The organism is Paenibacillus sp. UNC451MF (assembly GCF_000686845.1).
Taxonomy (GTDB): Bacteria; Bacillota; Bacilli; order Paenibacillales; family NBRC-103111; genus Paenibacillus_S.
Genome location: NZ_JMLS01000017.1, coordinates 25,934 through 51,423, shown reverse-complemented (window position 1 = coordinate 51,423; position 25,490 = coordinate 25,934). Strand labels below are relative to the sequence as shown.

At 45.1% G+C, this 25,490-nt stretch carries 22 protein-coding genes; 3 read left to right on the top strand and 19 right to left on the bottom strand.

Annotated elements, in window-relative coordinates; genetic code table 11:
* The first annotated feature begins 323 nt into the window (after positions 1-323).
* Positions 324-1,112 (top strand): CAP domain-containing protein, encoded by a 789-nt coding sequence (locus tag BP97_RS0117350; protein ID WP_028550224.1) that lies wholly within the window; start codon positions 324-326, stop codon positions 1,110-1,112.
* A 185-nt stretch (positions 1,113-1,297) separates the two neighbouring features.
* On the opposite strand, the gene BP97_RS38930 is transcribed toward BP97_RS0117350, so the two are convergent.
* The 5 genes from BP97_RS38930 to BP97_RS0117320 form a co-directional block, all read right to left on the bottom strand.
* Positions 1,298-1,549: a hypothetical protein gene (locus BP97_RS38930; protein ID WP_028550223.1), complete on the bottom strand. Its 252-nt coding sequence runs from the start codon at positions 1,547-1,549 to the stop codon at positions 1,298-1,300.
* 139 nt (positions 1,550-1,688) lie between these two features.
* Positions 1,689-2,234 (bottom strand): sigma-70 family RNA polymerase sigma factor, encoded by a 546-nt coding sequence (locus BP97_RS36700; protein ID WP_231506328.1) that lies wholly within the window; start codon positions 2,232-2,234, stop codon positions 1,689-1,691.
* A 284-nt stretch (positions 2,235-2,518) separates the two neighbouring features.
* Positions 2,519-3,028, bottom strand: coding sequence for a MepB family protein (locus BP97_RS0117335; protein ID WP_028550222.1), 510 nt, complete (start codon positions 3,026-3,028; stop codon positions 2,519-2,521).
* A gap of 184 nt (positions 3,029-3,212) precedes the next feature.
* Positions 3,213-4,217, bottom strand: coding sequence for a GNAT family N-acetyltransferase (locus BP97_RS0117330; RefSeq protein WP_028550221.1), 1,005 nt, complete (start codon positions 4,215-4,217; stop codon positions 3,213-3,215).
* A 644-nt stretch (positions 4,218-4,861) separates the two neighbouring features.
* A complete protein-coding gene (locus tag BP97_RS0117320; RefSeq protein WP_028550219.1) occupies positions 4,862-5,779 on the bottom strand; it encodes an aldo/keto reductase in 918 nt (305 codons plus the stop codon).
* A gap of 348 nt (positions 5,780-6,127) precedes the next feature.
* Between BP97_RS0117320 and BP97_RS36695 the strand changes: the two genes are divergently transcribed.
* Positions 6,128-6,451, top strand: coding sequence for a PH domain-containing protein (locus BP97_RS36695; RefSeq protein ID WP_231506327.1), 324 nt, complete (start codon positions 6,128-6,130; stop codon positions 6,449-6,451).
* A gap of 111 nt (positions 6,452-6,562) precedes the next feature.
* Here BP97_RS36695 and BP97_RS0117310 read toward each other — a convergent pair whose 3' ends face one another.
* A complete protein-coding gene (locus BP97_RS0117310) occupies positions 6,563-6,997 on the bottom strand; it encodes an Lrp/AsnC family transcriptional regulator (RefSeq protein ID WP_028550218.1) in 435 nt (144 codons plus the stop codon).
* Positions 6,998-7,154: 157 nt separating this feature from the next.
* Between BP97_RS0117310 and BP97_RS0117305 the strand changes: the two genes are divergently transcribed.
* Positions 7,155-7,610, top strand: coding sequence for a VOC family protein (locus BP97_RS0117305; RefSeq protein WP_028550217.1), 456 nt, complete (start codon positions 7,155-7,157; stop codon positions 7,608-7,610).
* 97 nt (positions 7,611-7,707) lie between these two features.
* Here the strand turns inward: BP97_RS0117305 and BP97_RS0117300 are convergent, their stop codons facing one another.
* The 13 genes from BP97_RS0117300 to BP97_RS0117240 form a co-directional block, all read right to left on the bottom strand.
* The gene (locus tag BP97_RS0117300) at positions 7,708-8,871 is read right to left on the bottom strand and encodes an MFS transporter (protein ID WP_051620711.1); all 1,164 of its coding nucleotides are present in this window, start codon (positions 8,869-8,871) and stop codon (positions 7,708-7,710) included.
* A gap of 270 nt (positions 8,872-9,141) precedes the next feature.
* Positions 9,142-10,032 carry a YihY/virulence factor BrkB family protein gene (locus BP97_RS36690; protein WP_036746101.1) on the bottom strand — a complete coding sequence of 297 codons (891 nt, stop codon included), beginning with the start codon at positions 10,030-10,032 and terminating at the stop codon, positions 9,142-9,144.
* A 311-nt stretch (positions 10,033-10,343) separates the two neighbouring features.
* Positions 10,344-11,042 (bottom strand): AIM24 family protein, encoded by a 699-nt coding sequence (locus tag BP97_RS0117290; RefSeq protein WP_028550215.1) that lies wholly within the window; start codon positions 11,040-11,042, stop codon positions 10,344-10,346.
* Between the two features lie 38 nt (positions 11,043-11,080).
* Positions 11,081-11,560: a hypothetical protein gene (locus tag BP97_RS0117285; RefSeq protein WP_028550214.1), complete on the bottom strand. Its 480-nt coding sequence runs from the start codon at positions 11,558-11,560 to the stop codon at positions 11,081-11,083.
* A gap of 316 nt (positions 11,561-11,876) precedes the next feature.
* A complete protein-coding gene (locus BP97_RS0117280; protein WP_036746100.1) occupies positions 11,877-13,085 on the bottom strand; it encodes a VWA domain-containing protein in 1,209 nt (402 codons plus the stop codon).
* 3 nt (positions 13,086-13,088) lie between these two features.
* Positions 13,089-15,491 (bottom strand): DUF5682 family protein, encoded by a 2,403-nt coding sequence (locus tag BP97_RS0117275; protein WP_051620688.1) that lies wholly within the window; start codon positions 15,489-15,491, stop codon positions 13,089-13,091.
* On the bottom strand, positions 15,449-16,540 hold the full coding sequence (locus tag BP97_RS0117270; RefSeq protein WP_028550211.1) for an ATP-binding protein: 1,092 nt from the start codon (positions 16,538-16,540) through the stop codon (positions 15,449-15,451). Before BP97_RS0117270 ends, BP97_RS0117275 begins: the two co-directional genes overlap by 43 nt.
* A complete protein-coding gene (locus tag BP97_RS38925) occupies positions 16,516-18,333 on the bottom strand; it encodes a HEAT repeat domain-containing protein (protein ID WP_051620687.1) in 1,818 nt (605 codons plus the stop codon). Before BP97_RS38925 ends, BP97_RS0117270 begins: the two co-directional genes overlap by 25 nt.
* Positions 18,334-18,355: 22 nt before the next feature.
* Positions 18,356-19,795 (bottom strand): hypothetical protein, encoded by a 1,440-nt coding sequence (locus BP97_RS0117260; RefSeq protein WP_028550210.1) that lies wholly within the window; start codon positions 19,793-19,795, stop codon positions 18,356-18,358.
* A gap of 172 nt (positions 19,796-19,967) precedes the next feature.
* Positions 19,968-21,266 (bottom strand): NCS2 family permease, encoded by a 1,299-nt coding sequence (locus BP97_RS0117255; protein WP_051620686.1) that lies wholly within the window; start codon positions 21,264-21,266, stop codon positions 19,968-19,970.
* Between the two features lie 58 nt (positions 21,267-21,324).
* Positions 21,325-22,830, bottom strand: a complete 1,506-nt coding sequence (locus BP97_RS36680; protein WP_051620685.1) for a bifunctional metallophosphatase/5'-nucleotidase — start codon at positions 22,828-22,830, stop codon at positions 21,325-21,327.
* A 16-nt stretch (positions 22,831-22,846) separates the two neighbouring features.
* A complete protein-coding gene (gene deoB, locus BP97_RS0117245; RefSeq protein WP_028550208.1) occupies positions 22,847-24,022 on the bottom strand; it encodes a phosphopentomutase in 1,176 nt (391 codons plus the stop codon).
* A gap of 24 nt (positions 24,023-24,046) precedes the next feature.
* Positions 24,047-25,489, bottom strand: coding sequence for a sulfatase family protein (locus BP97_RS0117240; protein ID WP_028550207.1), 1,443 nt, complete (start codon positions 25,487-25,489; stop codon positions 24,047-24,049).
* Position 25,490: the final 1 nt, after the last annotated feature.

The window sequence follows — 25,490 nt, the reverse complement described above, 5'->3', positions numbered from 1 at the left end:
CTTATAAGTAAATTGATATGTCCCTTCGGCCGAGCTCTTCGTTAAATGCGATCCGTCGTATGTCCGGAAACTGTATATTGTGGACTCGATACGACAAACCCCCTTTTCTTTCGTAAACTCTTCCAAAATAATTCAAAAAACCAATCCTTCGACCCTGAATTAAATTTATTATAATCTGCTCTGAATAATATTAGGGAATCCTATCATCTTTATAGGTTTTTCTTTACAAAAAAAGCACGGAAGCTTCTCAGGAATAAAATAAGGCATTCTGGAAATCTTATATTCGTAACTTCATTAATTAGAGCTTTCAGGGAGGTTGGTTTATGGCAAAGTTTATTTTGTTGGCAATATTCTTACTGGTTACAGGCTGTACAACTAATAACAATATGAAGGAAAAGCAAGTTACCCCTAAGCATCAAACACGAATTTCAACCCATGCTGCTCATAACGCTGCACCAACACCAATCAAAACACAGGCATCATCAACAGCCACGTCCAATGCAGGAAAAGGAACTATAACGACCAAGGAAGCCCCCATTGGAATACCATCCAATTTGTTGGATCTCATTCAAACACCCGGAGGATACCCAACAAATGAGGCACCGAATGATTATTACGGTGATCAAGTGCCACCCGGTTCCACTGGACAAGCGCCATCTGGTCCGACCGGACAAGCACCCTCTGGTCCGACTGGGCAGACACCTGCTGCTCCCACTGGACAGGCACCGCAAGGTAATGGGGATTCATCCCAATTTGCGCAGCAGGTTCTGGATTTAGTCAATCAAGAGAGGTCCAAAGCAGGGTTGAATTCCCTAAGTATGCGTGAAGATTTATCAAAAATGGCTATGGTCAAGGCACAAGATATGTACAATAACAATTACTTTGATCACAATTCCCCCACACATGGCTCCCCCTTCGATATGATGTCGGAGTTCGGGATCACATACAACACAGCTGGTGAGAATATCGCAAACGGACAAAGCAGCCCTACCCAGGTTATGAACGACTGGATGAACAGTCCAGGACATAAAGCCAATATACTGAATAGTAGTTTTACCCATATTGGCATTGCTTATTATAACAATGAATGGGTCCAGGAATTTACCGGGTAATGTCAATTAAAGACCTCCCCCCATTTTCATAAAATGAACCAATGAACCAAAAAAGAAGCAAGTGAACCGGACATATCCACCGATTCACTTGCTTTCATTATCTTAGATTAGTTTTTTGAAGACATCTTCTCGATCAAATTCCCAATGGTTTTGACATCAAAGTTTTTTTCTGCCATTTGATACAGCTAATAGGTGAATCCGTTCTGTTCCCAGATGGCTATCCCGTTAGCAAAGTACACTGTTTTTCCGCCGATTGTTTCTCTTTTGACCTCATCCTGTGTGCTAATACCGTTACTGCCACCTTTCGAAATCAACAACGAAATGAACTCTCCATCTTTTTGATACTGCACCTCAACCATGTGGTCGCCTTGAGGAACAAAGTTTATCGTTGGATAATGATCGGATAACCAAGTTGGGACAGGAAAATCGACTCCCATAGCGTGAGCCTCCTTCAATGTCAGCTTTTTCGGAGCTTCTCGTTGAATTTCTCTTAATTCATTCGCATGTTGGTTACATCGCTGAAGTCTTTTAAATCACGTTTACTAGTCATTTTTGACCTCCTCTAAGTCCAAATCTTTATACAGTTTCTTTAAGCTTCTGTAGAGAACAACAACAATATTGGAACCACTTACCTAACAGATCTGCAATCTCCGAGTTTTTTAAGCCAGCGGCATATTTCATAGCAATGATATTACGTTCCTTATCACTCAGCTTTGCAAGAGCCGTAAATAAGGCTTTATTATTGTCATCTCGGATAACGATTTCTTCCGGAGTTGGTTTGGATAAGACTATGTTCAAAATGGAGTTCAACGAAAAATCTGCTCTATGTTTCTGTGAGCGAAAATAATCCGTTACGGAGTTTCTCGCAATAGCGAATAACCACACCTCAAAATTTGATTTTTCCGGTGAGAAACTATGGTATTTGGAAATGACTACTTCGAAAACATGACTGCATATATCTTCAGCAGCATAATGATTGTTGATACGATAGCAAATATACTTATAGACCCTCTTATAGTAAGTATCAAATATTTGAGCAAACATTTCTGTGGACAGAACCTTGTTCTGGGTCTCCCATTGTTCATTTTGATAAATTCCTGTATTCGCAGGGGCAACCTCCAACTGCTTCCCCTCCCCTCATTTATATTGAAAACTAAAATCATCAACAAATTGCGCAATTTGTTTTTGTGAGTCTCACGATAGTTAATACGGAGAAAGCATTAAAGTATTAACAAATGTATAAATTTTATATTGAATCCAATTTCGATCCTCAAGCCGCAATAAACAAAAAAGAGGGGCCGCGCCGGGCGCAGGCACCTCTATCTTTATCTAGTTACAAATGGCTAAGGCATATTCTCTAGGATTGGTGTTATGAATTTAATAGAAGCTTATAGCGCTATCCAATATTAGTTGGAGTATAGTTTTAATAGTTCTTGTGTTTGCAAGCTGTCTTTATTGATCGCAACAAAGTATGGTAACTGCCATTTTTGTGTTGCTATAGCTTGTTGGCTCGTGGGAGTATCCCAACTAGGGTAAACTCTAATCGCCATTTTCCCTCTTGTAGTAGCTGTTTTAAGGATTTTTTGTCGTGCAAGAACTTCTTTTGGAAAAACAAATTGTCCAAAATAATGATTACTTGTAGTAAACGTATTGATAACCAATAAATCTGTAGCATTTTCATATGAATAGGCTTGGTTTTTATTAGCTAAATCTTTTTCCCAAAAGGCAACAAACTGTCCTATCTTTGTAGGTGTTATTTTTGCAACCCTAAATCTAACCAATTTAGAATTTAGCTCAAATACCCCAGCTCCATAATCTGAATTTTGGGTTTCTTCGCGAATGGCTTTTATAGTTAAGTGATTAGGTTCATAAAAAATTTCATTTACAAATGTTAATGCCTTATAAAATTGATTCATGGTTGTACTCCTCATTTTTAAACTACAATATACACTGCCTTCCTAAATAGAATAGGCTAATCTTAAACTGTCGTCAAAATTTGCTTCTCTTGGAGCAAAATGAGACTTGTTCGAATGCCACGTAAGTAGAATAGCTCGCTATAAAAAAAGACCACTTCAACTGTGAAGTGGTCCTTCCTCTCGATTAGGTTGAGCACGATTCACGCAAAGAAACAAGCACTCGATAAGATCCGCGGAGTGGCTGATAGCCAAGCCGACGATTAATGGTGAGAATTGGCACATTCGTGGAGTCGTTATCCGTCCGAATGTATTCTGCATTTCGTTTGACCGCCAACTCGATTGCTTTGACTTTAAGCGCTAAGCCGATGCTGCGTCGGCGATAGTCGCGGCTAACACCTGTATATTCATGGTACATCCCATTGGTCTGCACATTATGGAGTACGTTGCTCACACCGACGAATCGATCACCGTCAGCTGCAATCAGCACCTGCTCGGGTGCATAACCACTCGCCATTAGATACCATTTGCGCCACTCGGAAATCACAGGAACCTCGCCAGTGTAGCCAGGAATATCTACCAGAGTTTCCTTGTAAAGCTCGTACAGCTTGAGCTCTCCTTCTGCCAAGCCTTCCTCGGCAAGTGTTGTGAACCTTATCCCAGCTCTTTCCAAATGCTTCGAAACATCCGCGCCATAGACGGTTGCAGCATCAAGGCCCTCCAACGAAAGCACGGATTGGAACGAATGACGATCGATAACAAACCCTTGATGACGGGCAAAATGCAGTGCCGCCTCATCATCGTCCCATACTTCGGTTACTATCTTACTCGTACCCATCGAATTAGCCCAATCCAACGCATACTGGTACAAGTGCATTCCGACTCCCTGTTTGCGGAACGCCGGATCAACCACCATAGTATGATTCAGAGTCCCAGGCTCGGTCCACGGGGCTCGCCATATCCACAAGTAGCCTACGATTTCATCTTGCACTGTGACGGCAACCTGCCTTAGTCGATCATAACCACCTAGAAGACCATTCTCGTCCAAGAATGTTCGACCGACTGTATATAGCTTGGCGTCGTCTTCCTCTAGCCTCGCAGCACTTGTTGGCTCCGACCAGTAAGTATTCACCAATTTAGCAATTCCTTCGTAATCGTCTGGCAAACGAAGCACCCTTAAAGTAACCGACATGCACTTTCCCCCTATCTCAACCACTAAAACTTCTCAACTTAAGGATGACAGAATTCACATGGAAGATAAAGGTAATGTTTTATTAATAACAGATTTTTGCACATGTCAATTTTCTTTAATGATAATCTGACATCCATTTAGCCAATCCATTGTTTCAAATCCTATGAATCACCTAATTTAGTAATGTGTTGCAATATTTTTCCCTGTATTTCCTCCGGATTACTAATTTGAAAAACTACGTTTTCAAATTCATGATTATTCAACTGCAGAACTACTACATCCTTATGGTTCTCATATGAAATAAAGGACCATCGGTCGGTAAGCATAAATCGACCTTCTCTTATGTCGGCTATTGATGTACCCACCCTGAAGCGAAGTAAGGAAACTTTGAAGTCTTCTATGGATACTCCCTTTATGCTCGAGTACGGGATCTCCACTTGTCGTTTAAGTGCGGCTACACTGGTCAAACCATCTAAGTGCAAAATTAAAGAAGTTTGAGAAAATTCAACTGATCTAGACATTTTATATAACACTCCTTCTAAGATTTTAAACCGTTATCTTCTTGTAAAAAACAAAGCAACGCCCAGTTAAAGAATATCCGAGGTTGCTTTGTTATATTTTGTGTGGGTCCGTATTATTATAATTTAAGGAAGAACGTTGCCTGCTGCACGGTAAATCTCATACCATTCTTGACGAGTCAAAAAGACATCGCTTGCTTTACAGCATTCTTTTAAGCGAATCGTATTCATAGTACCGGTCACCGGTTGCATGCGTGCAGGATGGCGTAGAATCCATGCGATGGCGATGGTCGTATTACTCACTTCATATTTTGCCGCGATTTCATCGATTTTCTGGTTAAGCTCCGGAAACTTGTCACTTCCAAGGAATACACCTTCAAAAAATCCATATTGGAAAGGCGACCAAGGCTGAATAGTGATATCGTTTAGTCTGCAGTAATCAAGCACACTGCCATCTCGGTTAACTGCGGAGTCATTCCCCATATTCACATTAATGCCGTTCGAGATCATAGTAGCGTTGGTGATGCTTAATTGTAGTTGGTTGGCCACTAGCGGTTGTTTGACCGACTTCTTCAGTAACTCAATCTGCATCGGATTCTGATTGGAAATACCGAAATGCCGCACCTTTCCCGAGCTCTCAAGAAGGTCGAAAGCCTCGGCTACCTCTTCCGGTTCTACTAATGTATCTGGACGATGCAGGAGCAAAACGTCCAAATAATCGGTTTTCAGACGCTTCAAAATACCGTCCACTGATTCCAAAATATGTTCTTTCGAGAAATCAAACATGCCTTTCCGAATGCCACACTTGGATTGCAGGATGATCTTCTCACGAACATCATCACTCATATGTATAGCATCCGCAAATATTTCTTCGCAAGTGCCGCCGCCATAAATATCAGCATGATCGAAGAAATTCGCACCTTCTTCCAGCGCTGTCTGGACAAAACGTTCTGCCTCAGTCTTATCCAGCGATTTAATTCGCATGCAGCCTATCGCAACAACCGGAACTTCTAAAGTACTGCTTCCAAGCTTAATAGTTCTCAAAGCAGCATCCATCCTCTCTCATGGTTTTTTCCATTCCCGATGCCTGAATCTATGACCATTTATCATTGTCTCACACAAATAAAACAGTTTCAAATAGAACAAAATTCGTCACATTCTACTCTACCCTTATAATCGACATGAAAACCTATTCTTCGCGAAAATTAGTCTGTTATTGAAGGATTCTCAAAGATTTTATCGAATTGTAAACAATTAGAATTATTACATAATGTTTCTTCAAAAACAGGAGGCGTTTAAATTGGCTAACATTTTGGGTGGCTTGTTTGGCAACTTGTTCAAGAACTGACGAATCAATACGGTGCTTATCTTATTCCTAATGAGAAAATTCAAATGGGATTTAAACTTGTAAGAGATACCTTCATTGTGACTGATGAAAGATTGATCTTTATTGACCATCAAGGTGTCACTGGCAAAAAGACTAGAGTTGCTTCCATTCACTTGGATTCTATTTATGAAGTCACCATGGAAACCGCAGGGACTGGCTTTGATGATAGTGAATTAACTATTCACTACATAACATCCCCTATTTATAAAGCAACAAATGTACATGTAGCTTCCTACAAGTTTGAGTTCGGTAAGAAATTCAATCTGCAACCTTTCTATGTAGCGATGGTTACTATTGCACATCAAAATCATAAGCGGTTAAATGCCTGACCTTCGCGTTTAAAAGATTGAATTCCTGCAATCGCACAGCAAAAACGGTATCCGGTTTAATTTCTGGATTCCGTTTTTTTGATATTAGGTTGTGTTTAATGTACTTAGAATTCAGAGTAATACCCTATTCTCCAATATATTTCTCAAACATATATGCGACTTTGAAGGTCCAAATTGGGCAAGCAAATCCTGAAAATCCGCTAACTCCTCTACCGATGCCGTTTGCACTTTGATGAGATAATTAAATTCTCCACTTATACGAAATAAATCGGTTACTTCCCTTGCTTCTTTGCAAAATTCGACTAGAGCTTGACATTGTTCCGTCTTGAATAAAATAAAAGAGGTGGTGCCTTTGTTAAGTTCCTGTAAATTAAATACGGTTCTGTATTCAGAAATGACTTTTTTATCTTCCAGCTTTAAAATCCTTTCTTTAACTGAAGGTTGAGACATGGAAATTTGTTTGCTGATTTGAGAAACAGGCATTCGTGAATTATGCTGGAGTAGCTTCATAATCTTTATATCAATCTGATCGATTAGATCGTTCATATTTTGGCGCCTCCTGTTATTTTATAAAAGTAAATCAAAACGACACAAATAACTCAAATTTAATTAGTATTTTATCATTAACTCCTTATATTTTGTATGTATTCTCCTGAATAATCTTACTATAATTAAAGAAACTTTTTATTAGGAGAGAGATGAAATGAGTGTAAAAGGACTAGCGCATGTTGCAATCCAAGCCAAAGATTATAAGGCTACCATCGATTTCTATACTCAAGTATTAGGATTTAAAGTAGGTCACCATTGGAGTCTTCCAGCCTTTCAGATCCAAGAAGCAGCCATGTTAGTTTCTCCTGACCAAAGAACTTGTATTGAGGTATTTGATAATGAAGCCATCATCCCTGCTCAAGGAAAAAAAGCCTCTTCAGAAGAGGAGATTTCACACGGTGCGTTATTACATTTTGCATTTTACGTGGATGATGTAAAGGAAATGTATAACAAAGCACTTCACCACAAAGCAAAGACTTATATTGAACCAAGTCAGCTTTCACTTGGCGAACCTCCTCTTGCTGTGAAAAATGCACTAGTTTACAGTCCGAACGGAGAAGTTATCGAATTTATCGAAGATGTTAATTTTGATATGTCTTTAAAAAAATGAAATTCGATAAGAAAAAAGACGGACGACACCTCAAAGGTCTCGTTCGTCTTTAGCTTAGCATATAATCAGAGCTGCATCTGCCACATAAGCAAACTCATCAGTTCTCCAGCTCTCTGCCCTTTGTTTCCGTTCCCAAGAAAAATACTGCTAACGCTCCTATGAGAATGGCAACGAAAAATATGTAGAAAATGATCTGAAGCTCCACGCCCCGAGCTACCAGTATTCCAACGAGTAATGGAGCAATAACGCCCCCGACACGGCCGAAGGAGGTGGCCATGCCGACTCCCGTCGAGCGGACTCTGGTCGGATACAGCTCCGGTGTATAGGCATATAGTCCACCCCATGCTCCAAGATTAAAGAAGGACAGGCAGATGCCAGCGGCAATCAACATTGTATCGGTCTGGGCTGAACCGAACCAAATCGCACTTAATGCAGTGAAGATCAAATACAGTACAAGAACGAATTTGCGTCCAAATTTCTCGATTGCATATGCAGCGGTAAAGTACCCAGGAAGTTGAGCCAAGGTCATAATGAGCACATACTGGAATCCTTTTACCAGACCAAAGCCCTTCATTACCATTACAGTCGGCAGCCATAAGAACATGCCATAGTACGAGAAAACTACAGTGAACCAAAGAATCCATAACATCACAGTAGACCGACGATATTCTACTTGCCATACCGATAACCATTGCTCTCGCAAAGTCGGCCTCTTTTCGGCTTGAGATTGTACAAACCTCTGAGGATCTTCGATGGAACGCCTTAAATAAAGAGCATACAAAGCAGGAACTGCACCAATTAAAAAACCGGCCTGCCAGCCGTACCTTGGAATGACAAAATAAGAAATGAGTGCCGCAGCGAGCCAGCCCCCCGCCCAGAAGCTTTCGAGCAGTACGACAGTCCTTCCTCTCTCTTCAGCGGGAACCGTCTCTGATACGAGTGTCGAAGCTACGGGAAGCTCTCCTCCCAAACCTACACCAGCAATAAACCGCAAAATGCACAACACTATAAAGCTTGTAGCTAGTGCAGACAAACCGCTGGCTATAGAAAAAATGAGCAATGTCCATAGCAAGACGGATTTGCGCCCAAAACGATCTGCCAAGTACCCTGCAATGGCTGCCCCAAAGACCATGCCGATCGAGTTAATACTTGTAAATACCCCTACCTGCTCAGGTGTTAAATGCCATTGAACCGTTAGTGTCGCTACGATAAAGGAAATAATTCCTACATCCATCGCATCGAACAGCCAGCTGATTCCCATACTAATTAACAATGATCCGCGCTTGGAGCTGCGTACGGCTGCTGTGTTATCCAAATCAATCCCCCCTGCCTAATGTTTCATTTGCTATTTATGGAAATTAGTATTTCCAGAGCGGATAACAATAACCATGGTACCAGCGTCTTTTCTTATATGCAATGCATCAGTTCGCATAGGTTTTATCTCTCCCTGTTAATAGAGAATAACCTCCAAAGCCACTTTATAGTGTGATTGGAGGTATTGTTCTTGTTAAGTATATTTCGTGTAGCTTTATCAATCACTGGCGGTCTTCTTATTTCTTTTGAAAAAAGATAGCGGTAATCCGAACATCTTGCACGGCTGCTTCATTTTCCCGCTGCGGATAAATTGTAGGGCCGCATTCAACTCTCCACCGAGTAGAATGATCATGCTAGATAAGTACAGCCAGATGAGTAAAACGATAATTCCACCAATGCTCCCGTACGTTTTTGTGTAGCTATCGTAATGGTTTACATAAAACGAAAACAAAAGCGAAGCTACGATCCAGCTAAAGGTCGCGAACAATGCCCCTGGAATCACCTCACGAAACTTCAAACGCACATTGGGGAGAAAGGAATAGATTAGGCAAAACATTGTCCAAATGACAAGAAGCGGAACGGCATATTGTCCCCAAGTCCAAATCTCTGTAAAGTCTCCAGGCAGCCTCGCGGTCTCGTACAGCCGTTCACCAATTTTACGGCCGAATACAAGCATCACAAAGCTCAACATGATCGCTACAGCCAGTACGATAGTTGTCGCTAAGGATAGTAGACGCACTTTCCAGAAAGGGCGATCTTCCTCTTGATCGTAAGCCTTATTAATCCCCTTAATGACAGCATTGACTCCATTGGAGGCTGACCAAAGTGTCGCAATTAAGCCGATGGACAGTAGTGAACCGCTTCGTGTCTGCTCAATCTCGTGGAAGACATCGGAAATGGTTTTATTCGACATATCCGGCAAAATTAAACTCAGTCGTTCCAGCGCATCATCTGCAGAAAAGCTGGTAAAGCTTAGCATCGTCCCCGCGAAGATCAGGAAAGGAAAAAAAGATAATAAAAGGTAATACGTTAACTGGGCCGACAATGCAGGTACATCGTCGTCCTGAAATCGGCATACCAAATTTTGGGCCAGATCCATGATTTTCATCGTCTTAAGCGCCTCCTTACAGGATGGATTGATTTCATTGATACCTGTATGAATCCGGTATAGTTATTTTATACCCAAATAAACGCCTACTTCCCCATTACCTTGACCCGCTTCATTCTCTATTCAAGTTTGACTAGATTAATGAGTCTGGCTGGGACGTACAAACTCTAGAGGGACTTGATCACACAGGTGCTATACAGTCCGTCAATGGATTACCTATCTTACGTCCATGGCTAGACTCTAAACTATTATGTGAGTGAAATCAAAAAAAAGCCCCGATCATTTTCGCGGCTTAAATGTATAATCCATTATTATTTAATAAATACTCCGCCAAACGGAATCAACTCTCGAAGCATCCTTCTCATCAAGCTATCGCCTTGCATTTGCTCATCTAACAACTTATCCGGTTTGCAAGGCTGGAGCAGCACAGTGCCCGATCCTTTAAGCTCCCAATGATAATTCATATTCTGACTGGCCAAAGTATTTCCATATACACACGGTGTTAAACTGACATGCTCCGGGTAAGCAACCAGACACTGTATATCAACGTATAGAGGCACCTCGGGATCGAGTTTGACTGGGTACAATGGGCCTGACGTTAACAGACCGAGTGTTCCCGGTCCACTAAACTTCATTTTAACAAAATCATGTGTCATCATCACATTTCTAACCTTTTGCACGTGGGGCCGGAATTTCATATCATCTGTATAGAAAAGTACATGACGGAATTCAAATAATAAGTCGTCATCTTCCTTTATATCAACAGTCCCGAGCGAGTAACCTTCCGGCAATCCCAGCATAAACCTGACTGGACCTCGAATTCTCGACTGTAATAGTCTTTTCTTTCGATACATGCCCGACAACTTCATGAATGAATCCTCACGAAGAGAGGGAGAGCCTTGAAAAGCGACGATCTGATTGGAATGCAGTACATTCACAGCTTCTCCCAACTCAAGCGTAAATGCAGCCAACCGGGTTACTTGCTCAGCTTGCTCAAAGGAAATATCCAAATGGCATGACCTCCTAAGCTGACATTGTCCAGTTCTTACTACTGTCTCAGATTGCTATTTTGCCGTCTCCAAACCAGGATACGAATCAAGCGACCTATCAAAAAATAACCTATAATAAGGAAAATTACCGTTAAAGCAATCGATGTTATTTTCCGGGTTTGGGCTTTTTTATCCAGCGAAGTTTGTTCCATCATTTGAATTCGGCTCTGTAGAGCTTCATTCTGCTCCAGAAGCTGCTTATTTTGGGCATTCAGCAGATCTATTGCTTCCCTTGACTGCTGAACCGATTCAGCTAGCTTATTTCTTTGTTCTTCCAACTGTTGTTTGGTTGCATCAAATTCTTTTTGAATGCTTTCAACATGCTCGGGCAGCTGGTACATATCTTTTACCCGATCCAACACACCTGCTTCTACTGTGGTAAAGGGATGGACGAGTGCTGCTGTTATCCCAATGCTCAGTAATGCTTGTCCCAATCTTGTTTTCATTCCACTCTTAGGGATACGCTTATTTACCTTCATAGTCCTCGCCTCCCACCTACCATAAAACCTATACTTCCAAAGATAATACGAGTGTAACTTACACTACAAAATATTACAAGATCGTGTCGTTTTAGGCGATTCTTTGTTAAACCAATTTTCTATAGTTCGTCATATTTTACAGGTCCCCTCCGGTAAATAAAATGTTATTTCCTAACCTATCGTCACAAAAATTTTCGTAATTGAACCTTTATGTTCTTAGAGGACAAACCATGCACTCCTTGGTTTTAACGTAAGAAAGCACCTCGGTTATCCCGAGGTGCTCTGCTTATCCTTTACCAGCTTTTATTATTCAAGCTTATCCTTGCTTAACACGATCAGATAGCGCCGTAAGGTCAACGCCTTTAAGCGCGCCTTCAATCAGCTCAGGCAGCTTCTCTGGAGAGCATCCGAAGCAGGGGATGCCATATTGGGCTAATTTCTTCGCAACAGCATCATCGTAAGATGGCACTCCCTGATCCGACAAAGCTAGCAGACAAATCGTTTTGACTCCCGCCTGATGCATGTCGACCAGTCTACGAATCATTTCGGAACGGTTACCACCCTCATAAAGATCAGAAACAAGAATAAACATGGTTTTCTTCGGTTCGGTGATGAACGGCTCACAATAGGCAATGGACTTGTTTATGTCTGTACCGCCCCCAAGCTGAATGCCAAACAGCATATCCACAGGGTCATTTGCACACTCCTCGCTTAAATCGACAACCTCCGTATCGAAAGCAATAACATGAGTATCCAGTGCCGGCATGCTGGCAAAGATCGACCCGATAATCGATGCATATATGACAGAACCAGCCATCGAACCACTCTGGTCAATATCCAGAATGACGGTCCATTCCTTACTTCGCCGGGCTCGATCGAAGAAATAGACCTTCTCTGGTATGAGCAGATTGCGTTCCTGATCATAATGCCGCAGGTTTTTGCGGATTGTTGTGTTCCAATCCAAACCCGTAGCGGAAGGCAGCGGCGAATGCCGCCTTCGATTAAGGGCTCCAGTTACCGCACGTTGCAAATCATGAGACAACCGCTGCACAATTTCATCCACTACAGCCTTAACCAATTGCCTTGCCGTTTCCTTTGTTTTCTCTGGTATTTTTCCTTTGAGTGCCATCAAGGTTGCTACCATCTGAATGTCCGGCTTAACTTGAGCCAGCAGCTCAGGCTCGAATAGCAGCTGTTTCAGCCCTTTACGTTCAATCGCGTCTGCTTGTATGACCGATACAATATCCGGCGGAAAAAAGGTACGGATATCACCCAGCCATTTTGCCAGCTTCGGAGCTGACGGCCCTAGCCCTGCCTGTTTGCGGGGATTCCCCCCGACAGGGCCTATATCATTGCCATAAGTATCATCATAAATAGCAGCTAGAGCTTCATCCATCAAAGCTGTTTCATCATCAAGCAGACTGCTGCCCGAACCAAAGGATTGCAGCTTTTCTTCAGATTCTGCGCCAAGGATGAGTCGCCACCGTTTCAATTGTTCGTGATCTATTTTCTCATTGTTTATCATTGGCTACAAATCTCCAAAATCATAATCGTTAAGCTCATAGAGCATCTCCTTCTCTTCCTCGCTCAGCGGCTTCTGCAAAGTCGAGCCCACTGCATTGGCATCCAAGCCCCATAGATCACCCATCATCTCTGCGACTGCGGCCTTCTCTCTTGGCTCGAAAGCTCCGAATGCCCGGCGAAGGAATACAAGAGATCGCTTAAAGGCTTGCGGATCCAGCAACCTAATATACATATCAAGCTGCTTCCACAATACAGCTCGGGACAGCAGCGCATAGCGGTTACGCATGGATAACCCCTCAAACCAGCCTGCCCCTAGATCAACTGGAATGCCAGGCGATAACCTTCGTGACACTTCCTGTGCAACTTGTTCCTCTTGAAGCTTGCTTTGCTCTAACAGGATCGCAAAAGCAAAGCCTGACAACTTCGCGTTTCGATCGTCACGCGAGGCCAGTTCCTGAAGTTTACTCTGCCATAGCGCATCGTCAACATCTTCGAAGTGATCTTGAGCAATGCCGTGGAGCTGTTGAATTGCACCTGCTATGGCATGAGCCGCATCATCGTTGCAAGCTGAAGCGGTCGGCAGCAACAGCGCCCCCCGCAGGAACAGCTGCCGGAGCAGCGGAACAAGAGCCGCCGTCTCGATGCGACGAATCGAACCGTACCCAATGAGTACAGACAGTTCGTATGCGGAGGCCGCAATCTGCTCAAAACTCCCCGCTTCCACCGCCAGACCTTGTAGCGCTGCTTTAGCCTGCTCCATAAGCGGCATGAGCGCACACTCGCAGGCGATGCGAATGATCCGTGAAGCTTCAGCGATATCCGTGCACGCGTCTAGTTTCTCCTTGAGCACGAAGGCTGCAGCCAGCTCGACGGACTCCCCTTTCAATGTTGACTCTACCGCTTGAATCTCTGCTTCCGGCGACCAGCGAAGCGTCCAATTTTCCGCCCATGTGGCCGAATTTTGTTGAACGCGCTGCTTCTTAGAAAAGTCGATGCCTAACAGTTCCAAACGGTGGAGCAGCACGGAACGATTCAAATCCAAATACGCTGCTTCCTCTGATTTCACCCTTCGATTTTCTCGCAAGTCGAGTTCTAACGTCGCGGCTACTGGCGTTCTGTACTTTTCCAGCTTAAGCCGCTTCAGTTCTCTATTTAAATCATCTTGAACCGGTGTCTGGCTGACTCCTTCCGGCAACCGTCCTATTGCCGTGCCTACGTTTGTCCTTGCGAGAGCCTCCGAGATCGTGGACAGCTCCCCATAGCCTAAGCACACGATGGCCGCGTCTTGCAGATCCCTCCATGTTGGATGACTACCGTCATGCAGCGTTGCAAGTGCCTCTGCCAAACGTACAGCTTCAATCAGCGATGCTGTAGAACGGAACGTACCGTGCATACGTAAATGTGCGGCAACCTGAGAGAAATAAAGCGCCGGCAGCCTACTTAGATCCCTTGCTTGTAGACACTGCCAAAACAATTCAAAATAAGCAGGTGCCTGATTTCCTGCACCATAGCCGGAATGTGTTGATAGTTTATAGTATGAATAGGGCATCAATGTGAGTTTAGTCTTCACCTTTGGCAGTGCTTTGAATTCCTTATCTGTCATAATCGGTAGGTGGAAATTCATAGCTGAAGTATGATGTGCTCCGGTCACAACTACAATTCTCTCTGGGTCATGCCCCTCCAGAATCGCTTTCTGAATGTTGCGTCGCATGTAGGACTCACGGATTTCATTATATGCCGCATCCTGAGGTGCATACTGCCACTCTTGATCCTCCGTCAGCTCCCTCATTTGTTCAGAGAATCGGTGGATTCCGGATCGGTAAGCCCCCTCCTCCAAGCGATGCTCGAAATGACGTTCCCAATAGGCTTCATAATCCGGTTCCCCGTATAACTCGGTTAATTGCTGATAAAGCTTCCTCTGCCGATGGAGATAGATCTGAAAATTGTCAGAATCCTCTGGTTGACGATTTTCATGGACGTCCTCTTCATCCTCCGTCACAACTCTTTCCGAGAAACCGCCGGTTCGTTTAGTCTCATGCAAGGCCAGAGCTTGCTCGCTAGGCAAATCGATGAAGGTCGCCCAAGCTCCATTGCGGCTAGCCCACTTAAAGGCCTGATATTCCGGCGAATACTCCGCATACGGGTATAACAATGTCCGAACCGGAAGCTGATCGGTATACGCAAGAATTGCAATTGGAGGTACGACACCGTGTGAAGTTAATTCAGAAATGAAGGCAGTAGCGTCACTCGGCCCCTCTATCAATACTGCCGTTGGCTTAACCTCGTCAAGGAAAGTAAGTAAGTGAAAGGCGCCGGCTGGAGATAGATGCCTTATTCCGAAAACATGAAACCCTTGATGACGGTTTAGTTGTTCATCTCCGAGCACGCGTAGTACAGATTTCGCCATGTCGCTCCCCGCTTTTTCATCACATTTTCCAAATATTCTTTCCATACAAGCCGATCTTTTTCTTCATCCTTCACTATGGCTCCCTGCAACCCTGCTGCGATGTCCTCTTCACTGATCTGTCCACTGCCAAAGCTGCCGGCAAGCGCCATGCTCCCGGTGAGCAGAGATATCGCTTCCGCTGTTGATATGACGCCGCTCGGCCCCTTTACCTTCTCCTTTCCGTCCAACGTCATCCCGCTGCGCAGCTCACGGAATATCGTCACAACTTTACGCACTGCTTCCTCCTCTGGAAGCGATGCACGCAGCTCGTAGCTTGCAGAGATTTCTCCCACCCGTTTACGGACAATCTCGACTTCTGTCTCGATGTCTGAAGGCGCAGGCAGCACAATGATATTGAAGCGCCGTTTAAGGGCCGCAGACATTTCATTCACTCCACGGTCCCGTGTATTCGCCGTAGCGATGACGGAGAAGCCTCTTGAAGCCGACACTTCACGTCCTAGCTCGGGGATAGAGATCGTCTTCTCGGACAATATGGAGATCAAAGCATCCTGTACCTCCGATGCACAGCGTGAAATCTCTTCAAACCGGGCGATGCCCCCCGTTTCCATGGCTCGAAAAATAGGACTTTTGATAATCGCTTGATCGGATGGCCCTTGTGCCAATAGCATAGCGTAATTCCAGGAATAACGGATATGCTCCTCGCTTGTGCCTGCGGTGCCTTGAATTACTTTACCGGAATCGCCATGGATTGCAGCCGTCAAATTTTCAGATAACCACGATTTTGCCGTTCCCGGTTCTCCTATCAACAGCAGTGCCCGATCCGTTAACAAAGTAGCGATTGCCATCTCGACTAAACGCTTATTCCCGATATATTTAGGCGTAATAGTAAAACCTTTGACGCTGCCTCCCGTCAGAAAGGTTAGCACCGCCTTCGGCGATAGCTGCCAGCCTGCAGGCCTCACATCTTGGTCCAATTCCTTTAAAGCCTCTAGTTCCTCCGCATATAAACGTTCGGAAGGCAATCTTACGACATCTTGCTTCTGATCCATCCCCATAATCCCTGTCCCTTCTCTTCGATTTCCGTCACTTTTTCTCCATCGGTCTTTGCTGCTATAGTCTCAGCAATATCTAACAATTGATCCTTCAAGTTCTGATATGTCAGTTTCTCGGCATACTGGCGCAGTCGTTCGGCATATGACTTTGGCAGTAATGATAGCAGTGTTAGCTGGACACGGTCCAGATAGTAATACTGTTTATCGCCGCCCTTCTCCAATATGTCCATAAGCAATTGAGGGGCGCTTGGCTCTTGCATTCCGAACAGGACCAGCAGCATATTCGACGTCTGGCCTTTGTTGAAATGAGGCTGTGCTTCGCATTTCGCTCTTAAATATGCTATAACCTTCGCATCAGCGGCTTCCACCAGCCGGCATACCAAATCCGCCTCGTCCAGTTCCACGAACAGCTGCACCCATCGCGGATCCCATACAGTCGTTTCCTTTGCCTCTGCTCGGATAGGCTCGTTCCCCAACCTATGTTGGTATGGGAGCGTTTCTTCATGAAAAGCACGCAAAAGCGTCTTGGCAGTGGACTGTTTTTTGTTTTTAAAATGGCTGTGAAATCTATCATATACTTCTTGCGGGGAAAGAATCTTCACTGCTGCCTTGAAGCTATAATCGATAAACTTCCCAGCATACGCATCCTGCAAACTAACTGCGAATTCATCGGCTTCAGGCAGGTCGATATCAAGCAACAGCTCGACCGCTGCCTCCTGAGCTGCTTCCGTATCCCGCTTAATGAACGCTGGAGTTGACAGCAGCCTTTGCAACAGGTGTACGACTTCCAACTCTCGCTTTCCTTGCAGACAGTGAATGTCTGTAAGCAGTTGCAGCGCAGTCTCCTCTATACTGGTCTCCAGTACGATACGCTCAAGAGCGCTTTCCGCATGAGCAATGACTTTTTGTGTCAAAGAATTGGCTTGGCACCGCTGGATCGGTTCGATCACCAGCTCTCGATCCTTGGAAACTAACGCTTTATATAGCCTCTCAACGGCCTGCTCAGAGCCCAGTCGCGCTAGAGCAAACAAAGCAGCACTGCAGATCTCCTTCTTCTTATCGTCAGCTTGTTCCAAAATATAATCGATCTGCTCAGGGTAATCACCCAGCAGTTCAATGGCCGCAGCGCGTACTACTATTGAACCCTCTCGAGCTGCTTGCCCGATGATCCCTAATCCTTCGCCACGTAATAACACATGAATCTGCTCAAGACGCCTACCATCGCCTTTGCCCCCGTCCAGCTTGAATTGTTGAAGCAGCGCTGGCAAAGCTTCTTTACCATACGCAGGGAGTACTTTGCGTTGGATAAAGTCCGGAATTTCTGAGTAGCTGTCATCAAGAGCGGCCAAAGAGGGTAGTATCGATCGAAAGTCTTGAAACAGTCCTTCCTCATAGCCCTGCCGCAGCTGATCCAGCCTACCCTGACCTTTTACTGTCAATGCTTGAATCAATGGAGATAGCTTTCGGTAAGGCAGTGAGGTCGATAGCCCTGCATCCGTTCCTTTGACAGGAAAGATCTCCTCTTTACTTTCCGTCCTGCCAAGGGTGTAAAGCATAGAGTTGAGCAGTGTACCCAGCTCAAGCAGCTTAGACGCCGATTCTCCCGAGTCTGCTTCCACAACTTGGGTAACCGCTTGTGCTACACGGCCAAACACCGGAACCGATTCAGAGAGCTGATGCAGCTGGGGAATCATTTTTTGCAAACGCATGTCTCCAGCTGCTACAGTGCTTCCTGCGATAAATAAACGCCGAACTTCATGTTGAAGCTCAAACAATACATTTAGACTCATAATTCGTCTCCTAATTAGTTCATCAATACAGCAAACGGATAATCCCAACGTCAGCAGACACAATGCTAAGGGGCTGAGCTTCAAGCCTGTTCATCTGCATGTTATGTCCGAAAACAACCAATACGGCCTGATTCTGCAGGTAAGCCATATTTAATAGCGGCAGCAAATGGGTGGTCGGTTCACACACATAGGGAATGTCTGCCAAAGGAAGCTGCTTGCCTTGGTCATCCGTCAGGACATAAGACGTATCTGCTTTGAGTAATTCTTTGAAATGCAATAGTACAACCGGATTTTTATCTGATAGAGGGTTTTTGATCTGATTTTTAACCCGTTTTATTACTTCTGCAAAGGATCGCTCTGCCGAAGCCATCACCTTCTTATAATCCTGTGAGCTTGCCTCCCTATAAACGGCTTCCTCCCAGCGCACCCTTTTGTTCATCTCACCCGGATATTGTGCCAGTTCCTTGACTGCTACCACATGGAAAATCGAGTCTTCCTCGCGAATATATTTGGACGCACGAAAAGGACGATAGGTCCGAGTGATCTGAATCTGACCAGTACTGAGGTTTACCCAGTAGCCCTCGTCCACATATTCGCCGCGAGGAGCATCCGTATAAGAGCGGAAAGCCAACTGCAGCAGATTAACATCAGTTAGAACGTTTCCTTGCTCCCTGAGCTCGGCGATTTGCCAAGCGTGGCCTATTCGTTCCTCTAGCGTCGTTTCCGCATCTGCCGGAGCATCGGGACTTTGAAGTCTTCCTTCCAAATAATTCTTGCTTTTTTGTATAAGCGAGTGCAGCAGCGTTAGCTGTTCGATGGCCTGTGTATAAACAGTTTCTCGCTCGTTTCCGGAACGGAGCTGCTCCGTTAGCTGACGAAGCGCAATCTGAATACCAGGAATGTAATAATTGCCGAGCTGCTTTGCCTGCTCATCCGCGGTTTGCAATACTTTTTTGTCTAGGCTACCCAATCCCTGCTGTGTAAGCTGTAGTACGAGCTTCTCCGCAATAGCAATACCTTCTAACTGAGCAGCTATTTTTTTGGTGAGTGCCGCCTTGTTCGTTTTCCTTTTTGCAGCAGGCGCCTCAGCCCCGGCCGTTTCCTTCTTTTTCTCCTCACGCTTCTCGGCTTTCTCCCTCTTCTCAGCAAGGTCTTGCGGAACTGGTGCTGTCGCAAAGGGTTTGCCGGCAGTGAAAGCATACATCAAGCCCAGATTATGCTTGCATGGAAATTGCCGGCTCGGACAAGTGCAGCGGAATACAGGATTTCCTTCCTTGGCCCAATCGACAGAGCATCGATAGGGTTCTTTACCGCTACCCTTGCATTCTCCAAAAATGACGCTATCATCCTCTGATTTGCACAACAATGGAAAGCTGTTTTTTTTCACTAAATCCTTCCCATTCTTAATCGCAGCGCTGTTGAGCGCTAAACTATCTACATAAGCTTCCGTTAACGGCTCCATAGTTTTCCTCTCAAAAAATGGTTTGTACTATTCTTACTTCCACACAATCCCTGAATCACCTTCATTTCCACTCTTTATCGTATTTCAGAAAAATTAAAAATAGTATAAGTTTAAAGCAAAAAAACCGATATGTTACCCTCCCAAAGGCAACATACCGGACTCTTCCTTCATATCAGCTAATAGCATGAAAAACAAAGTTAACAAGAAACAGACCTGCAATCAAATATAGAGGAAATGAAATATCCTTCGCTCTTCCCATGGCTAGTTTCAAAATAACATAGCCCATAAATCCAAATGCCATTCCATCGACAATACTATACGTCAGCGGGATTAAAGCCACAATGAGAAAAGCGGGAAATCCTTCGGAAAACTGCGCGAAGTTGATACGCTGAACCCCAGCGATCATTAAACCTCCCACAACAATCAAAATCGGGGAAATGGCACTGTCCGGAATCAATTTGATGACTGGAATACAGAAGATCGAGATCAGAAACAAGAGGCCTGTTGTAATCGACGTCAGTCCTTTTCTTCCACCAGCAGATATACCTGCAGCGCTCTCCACAGTCGAGACCGTTGGACTCGTTCCAAAAACCCCAGCAGTAATAACGGATAAGGCGTTTGCCTGCAAGGAACGGGTGAATTTTTGAGGCGCCTCCACCATACGCAGATGGCCGTGAATCATTCCCATATTTTCAAACACAATGACTAACGCCAGCGTAAAAGCTGCAACCCAGAACGACGCTGAAGCTATGCTGCCGAATGATAAGGCACCGAATACGTCCAAGTAGACTTGCATCGATACGTGATCGCTAGATGCCTCACTTAAGCTCACCTGACCAAGTAAGATAGCTAGCATTGTACCTGCAGCTATAGTGATCAGAAAGTTGCCCGGTACATTACGGATAAACAGCACCAGCGCAATTACCAGCGTAACCAACGTCAAAATCGTATCTAGGTCCGCAAAATTCCCTAGAGCTACGAACGTTTTTTCGCTAGCAACTACAATGCCGCCTTTTTGCAAACCGATAAACGTCAGGAACAATCCTATGCCAACCGTCGTTGCTTCTTTCAGAGAATCGGGGATAGACTGCGAAATCGATTGAGCAAGCGGTGTAAATGCAATCAGCGCAAACAGAGCCCCTGATACGAAGACTGCGCCCAATGCTTCTTGCCATGTAAGCCCCATCGTCTGAACGATCGTATACGTAAACAATGCGTTAATTCCCATTCCAGGAACTAGAATGATCGGAGTATCAGCCCACAAGCCCATAATGATGCAGCCGACAAAAGAAGTTATTGCAGTCGCAATAATACCCGCTTCAAGCGGGATGCCTGCATCCTCCAATATGGATGAGTTAACGGCAATAATATATACAATTGTGAAAAAGGAAATGACGCCTGCAAGCAGCTCTTTTTGAACTACGATCCTAGAACCTCCGGTATCCTTCAACCGACCGGCTTGTTTATTCATTCATGCTGTTCCTTCCTTCTTTATAGCCCCTCGCCCACCCTTTGCATTAAGCCTTAAATCAGGTTATTGAAATGGAGTTAGTGACAACGATCCGATTCTCCAAATGCGGCTTTATATGACCAAGCTTGCGAATATGCTCGATTACGAGATCACGCATAATCATGGAAGTATCTTTAATTCCGGTAGCCGCCGCAAAAGCCGTGAAGCCGTCTCCACCCTTGCAGGTGAAATCATCAGAAGCGATCTTGTATGTGCGGTTCTCGTCCAACGGCTGACCATTGACCAGAGCTTCAACAATGAAGCTGCCTGATTCGGCGGTTGGATCAATAACCATCGTCGCACCCGATTGCTCAAGAACCCCGGCGCTCATTTTTGCACTCTGCTCCAGTACTTCCTTCAAATCATTACCTGTCATCTCCATGATGAGAACATTGTTATTGAACGGTACGACATTTATGATATGCCCTACGGTGATATCGCCCTGTTCCACGTCTGCGCGTAAGCCCCCTGGATTAGTGAAGACTATATCCGCCTCGGTGTATAAGCGAACGGCATCAGTAATAATATTCCCAAGCACCGACTCGCCAAAATAATTACGGGTAAGAGCCTCTTCGGCATACCCGATTTTTTGATCGATCAGTTGCTTCAGACGATCATCCCAGTATTGTACTCTTGCTTCAACCACTGGATCCGGCTCGATCTGTTCCGAATAAATTGGCTCCAGATGCCCTTCATAGGAGGCAATCTTCTTTTCCGACTTATCAACCTGAAGCTTTAAATAGCCGACGAATGTACCCAGTCCGCGAGTCGAACAAAGCAGTGTTCCCGTTTCCTTCACCACATAAGGATTTGTGATTGATTTATGAGCATGTCCTGTGATCATTAAGTCAATGCCTTTGACGTTGCGGCACATGCGCACATCTTCTTCAAAATCTTCCTCCACATGAACCTCCCGATCCGTGGTTGATTGCTCCGCAGGAACACCTTCGTGAGCAAGCACGATAACCAAATCCACATGCGGTCTTATCAGGTTGACGTACTCCTGAAGTAGTGACTCCTGCTCGCGGAAATCAAGATCTTGGACGAGATCGACTTGTATCGTTTCATAGCCAGCTTTTTTCCCGTGGATACCGATAACTCCGATTTTCAGGCCGCCCTTTTCCAATATTTCATATGGTTTGGCAAATAAAATATTAGTCCCTTTGTAGAAAATGCTCCCAGATAAAAAAGGAAACTGGGCTTGAGCAATCAGCTTTCTGGCATTAGGTACGCCATGATCGAATTCATGGTTTCCGATGCAAGACGCGTCGAATCCGATCGCATTAAACAAATCGACAGGCGCCTCCCCGTTCGTCAGGAAGCTAATTGCTGGACCCGTAATGATATCTCCGGCGTCCAGAACGAGTACATTGGGCTCACAGCGTCGAATCTTATTTATATAGGAAGCCATGTGGGCAGCCCCACCCATCATCGGCTCCCCCTCAATCCACGTTGCTTTCACTGGTTTATCTTGCGCATGGAAATCATTAGTATACAAAATCGTAAGTTCTATTTTATCTGACATTCGTCTCTCCCCCTTCTCACTTTAAAAGCTCTATGAATGAAACGCCGTGTGCGGTTCCTTTCACATCGAAATTTTGTGCTACCGTTGCTCCCAGATCAGAGAATGTCTCCCTTACCCCCAAGGATCCCGGCTGTTGAAGGGCTGGGCTATATACAAGCAGCGGCACATATTCTCGAGTATGATCCGTTCCTGGATGCGTTGGGTCGTTGCCGTGATCGGCGGTCAAGATCAGCAAATCCTCCTCCGTGATCCGTTCCATGACTTGAGGCAGCTCTTGGTCAAATTGCTCCAGTGCCTGCGCGTAACCCTTAGGATCACGTCGATGCCCATACAGAGAATCAAAATCAACCAAATTAGTAAAGATCATTCCACTGAAATCACGATCAAGCGCTTCGATCGTTTTCTGCATCCCATCCCTATTGCTCTTGGTCGTTATTGCCTCTGTAATGCCTTCACCTGAGAATATATCGTTGATTTTACCGATTGCAATGACATCAAGCCCTGCTTCTTTCATGTGATTGAGCACGGTAGACTCCGGTGGTTTAACAGCATAATCATGCCGATTTGGTGTCCGTTGAAAAGCTCCAGGTCCTCCAATATATGGACGAGCGATGATTCGCCCAACAGCGAATTCATCATGCATTGTCAGCTCTCGTGCGATCCTGCACGCACGGTACAGCTCTTCCAGCGGAATCACCTCTTCATGTGCAGCAATCTGCAATACGCTATCCGCCGACGTGTACACAATCCATGCCCCTGTCCTCAGCTGTTCTTCTCCCAGCTCATCTAATATATCTGTCCCGGAGGCCGGTTTATTGCCGATGACTTTACGTCCTGTCGCCTCTTCGAATCGCGTGATCAGTTCTGATGGGAACCCGTTAGGATACACGTTAAACGGTATCGTCACTTTGAGTCCCGCCAGCTCCCAATGACCTGTCATTGTGTCTTTGCCCACGGACATCTCCGCCATCTTTCCATAATAAGCCTGCGGGGCTGCCGTCGAGTGGATGCCATGCAGCTCGGTTATATTGCCTAGCCCGAGCTTCTCAAGGTTAGGAATCTTGAAGCTGGGCGAACTTTCTGCGATATGCCCTAGCGTATGGGAGCCTAGATCGCCGAATGCACCTGCATCCGGCAGTTCACCGATGCCTAAGCTATCCAGTACGATCCAGCATATCCGTTTGAATTTCACTGTAAAAAACCTCCCTACCCATCATTACTGCTTGTTAAGCCGCTCGATATTTTGTCGTTCCTTAAACAATCTTGCATTTTGGTTGAAGGCAGGCTGACCTGTAACATCAGGACCAACTAGATTGCTTTGCCCTGTCCCAGTTACGGGCAGTCTCGCTCCGTCCATGGCCGGGTCCACATACTGGAGGAACCAACGATCAAGCTGATTTCGCAATGTTTGAACTTGTTCCTGGTAATCCGGATGTTCGTACAAATTTGTACGCTCTTTCGAATCACGTTCCAAATCATAAAACTCAAATGGACCAAATGGATATCGATGAATATACTTGTATCGTTGAGTACGAATCATCCGCACTGGCCCATATTCATCGTAAACGACCACGTGGCGACGTTCATCACAGCCCTTTCCTTCCAAGATGGGTAGAAAGCTGCTTCCTGGCAATGCAGCCGCTTGCGGATTATCGATTGAAGCATATTCCAAAAGAGTCGGCATTACATCGTATTGACTGAGCAGCGCCGTATGCACGCGACCTTGCGGAATGCGTCCTGGTTGACTGAAAATTGCAGGAACCTTAACCGAATTCTCGTACATGTTCTGCGGGTACGTTCCGTTTCCTTTGCCCCATATCCCCCCCTGTCCACAACTGAAACCGTTATCACTCATAAAGCAGATCAGTGTATTCTCACGAAGATTCAACCGGTCCAGCTGCTCCAGAATGAGGCCGACATTATAATCCATCGCGGTTACAGCGGCGAAATAACCCTTCAAATTATCATGCGGATTCGTACGCACATCAGATGGATTTGTCAGCTCAAGAAACCAGGGATGCTCTGGCTCTTGCGGACACGTCTCAAACGGACAATCATCGTATAGCTCTACATATTCCTGGGGATGCTCTCCAACCCACAAATGGTGGGGAGCTGTATAATGAACACTTATATAAAACGGTTGCTCCTGCTCAGCTTGCCTTTCTATAAACATCATCGCATCCTGCGTGATCAAGTTCGTCAAGTACCCTGTTTCCTTCACAGGTTGCCCGTTGCGTACCATCGTTGGATCGTAGTAATGACCTCCGTCATAAATGTAGGTGTACCAGTGGGAAAAGCCTTTTTGTGCTTCATAATCATTACACAAGCCCCATTTACCGCTGATTCCACATACATATCCTGCTTCAGTGAGAAGCTCCGTATAGGCAGTATGACCTTCTAAATATTGCAGATGCGGATTGTCATTTTCCCTGATAAAATCGTGAACTCCATGCTGCGAAGGCATTTTTCCCGTTAGAATGGTGGCTCGGGCAGGAGCGCATACCGGAGAGCTGCAGAAAAAGTTCTCGAACCGTATGCCCTGCTCAGCCAACCTGTCCAGATTAGGTGTCCTAATTTCCGGATTTCCCGCACATCCCAGCGCCCATGGGCCTTGATCGTCAGTTAAGATAAACACAATGTTCGGTTGAATCTGGCTCATG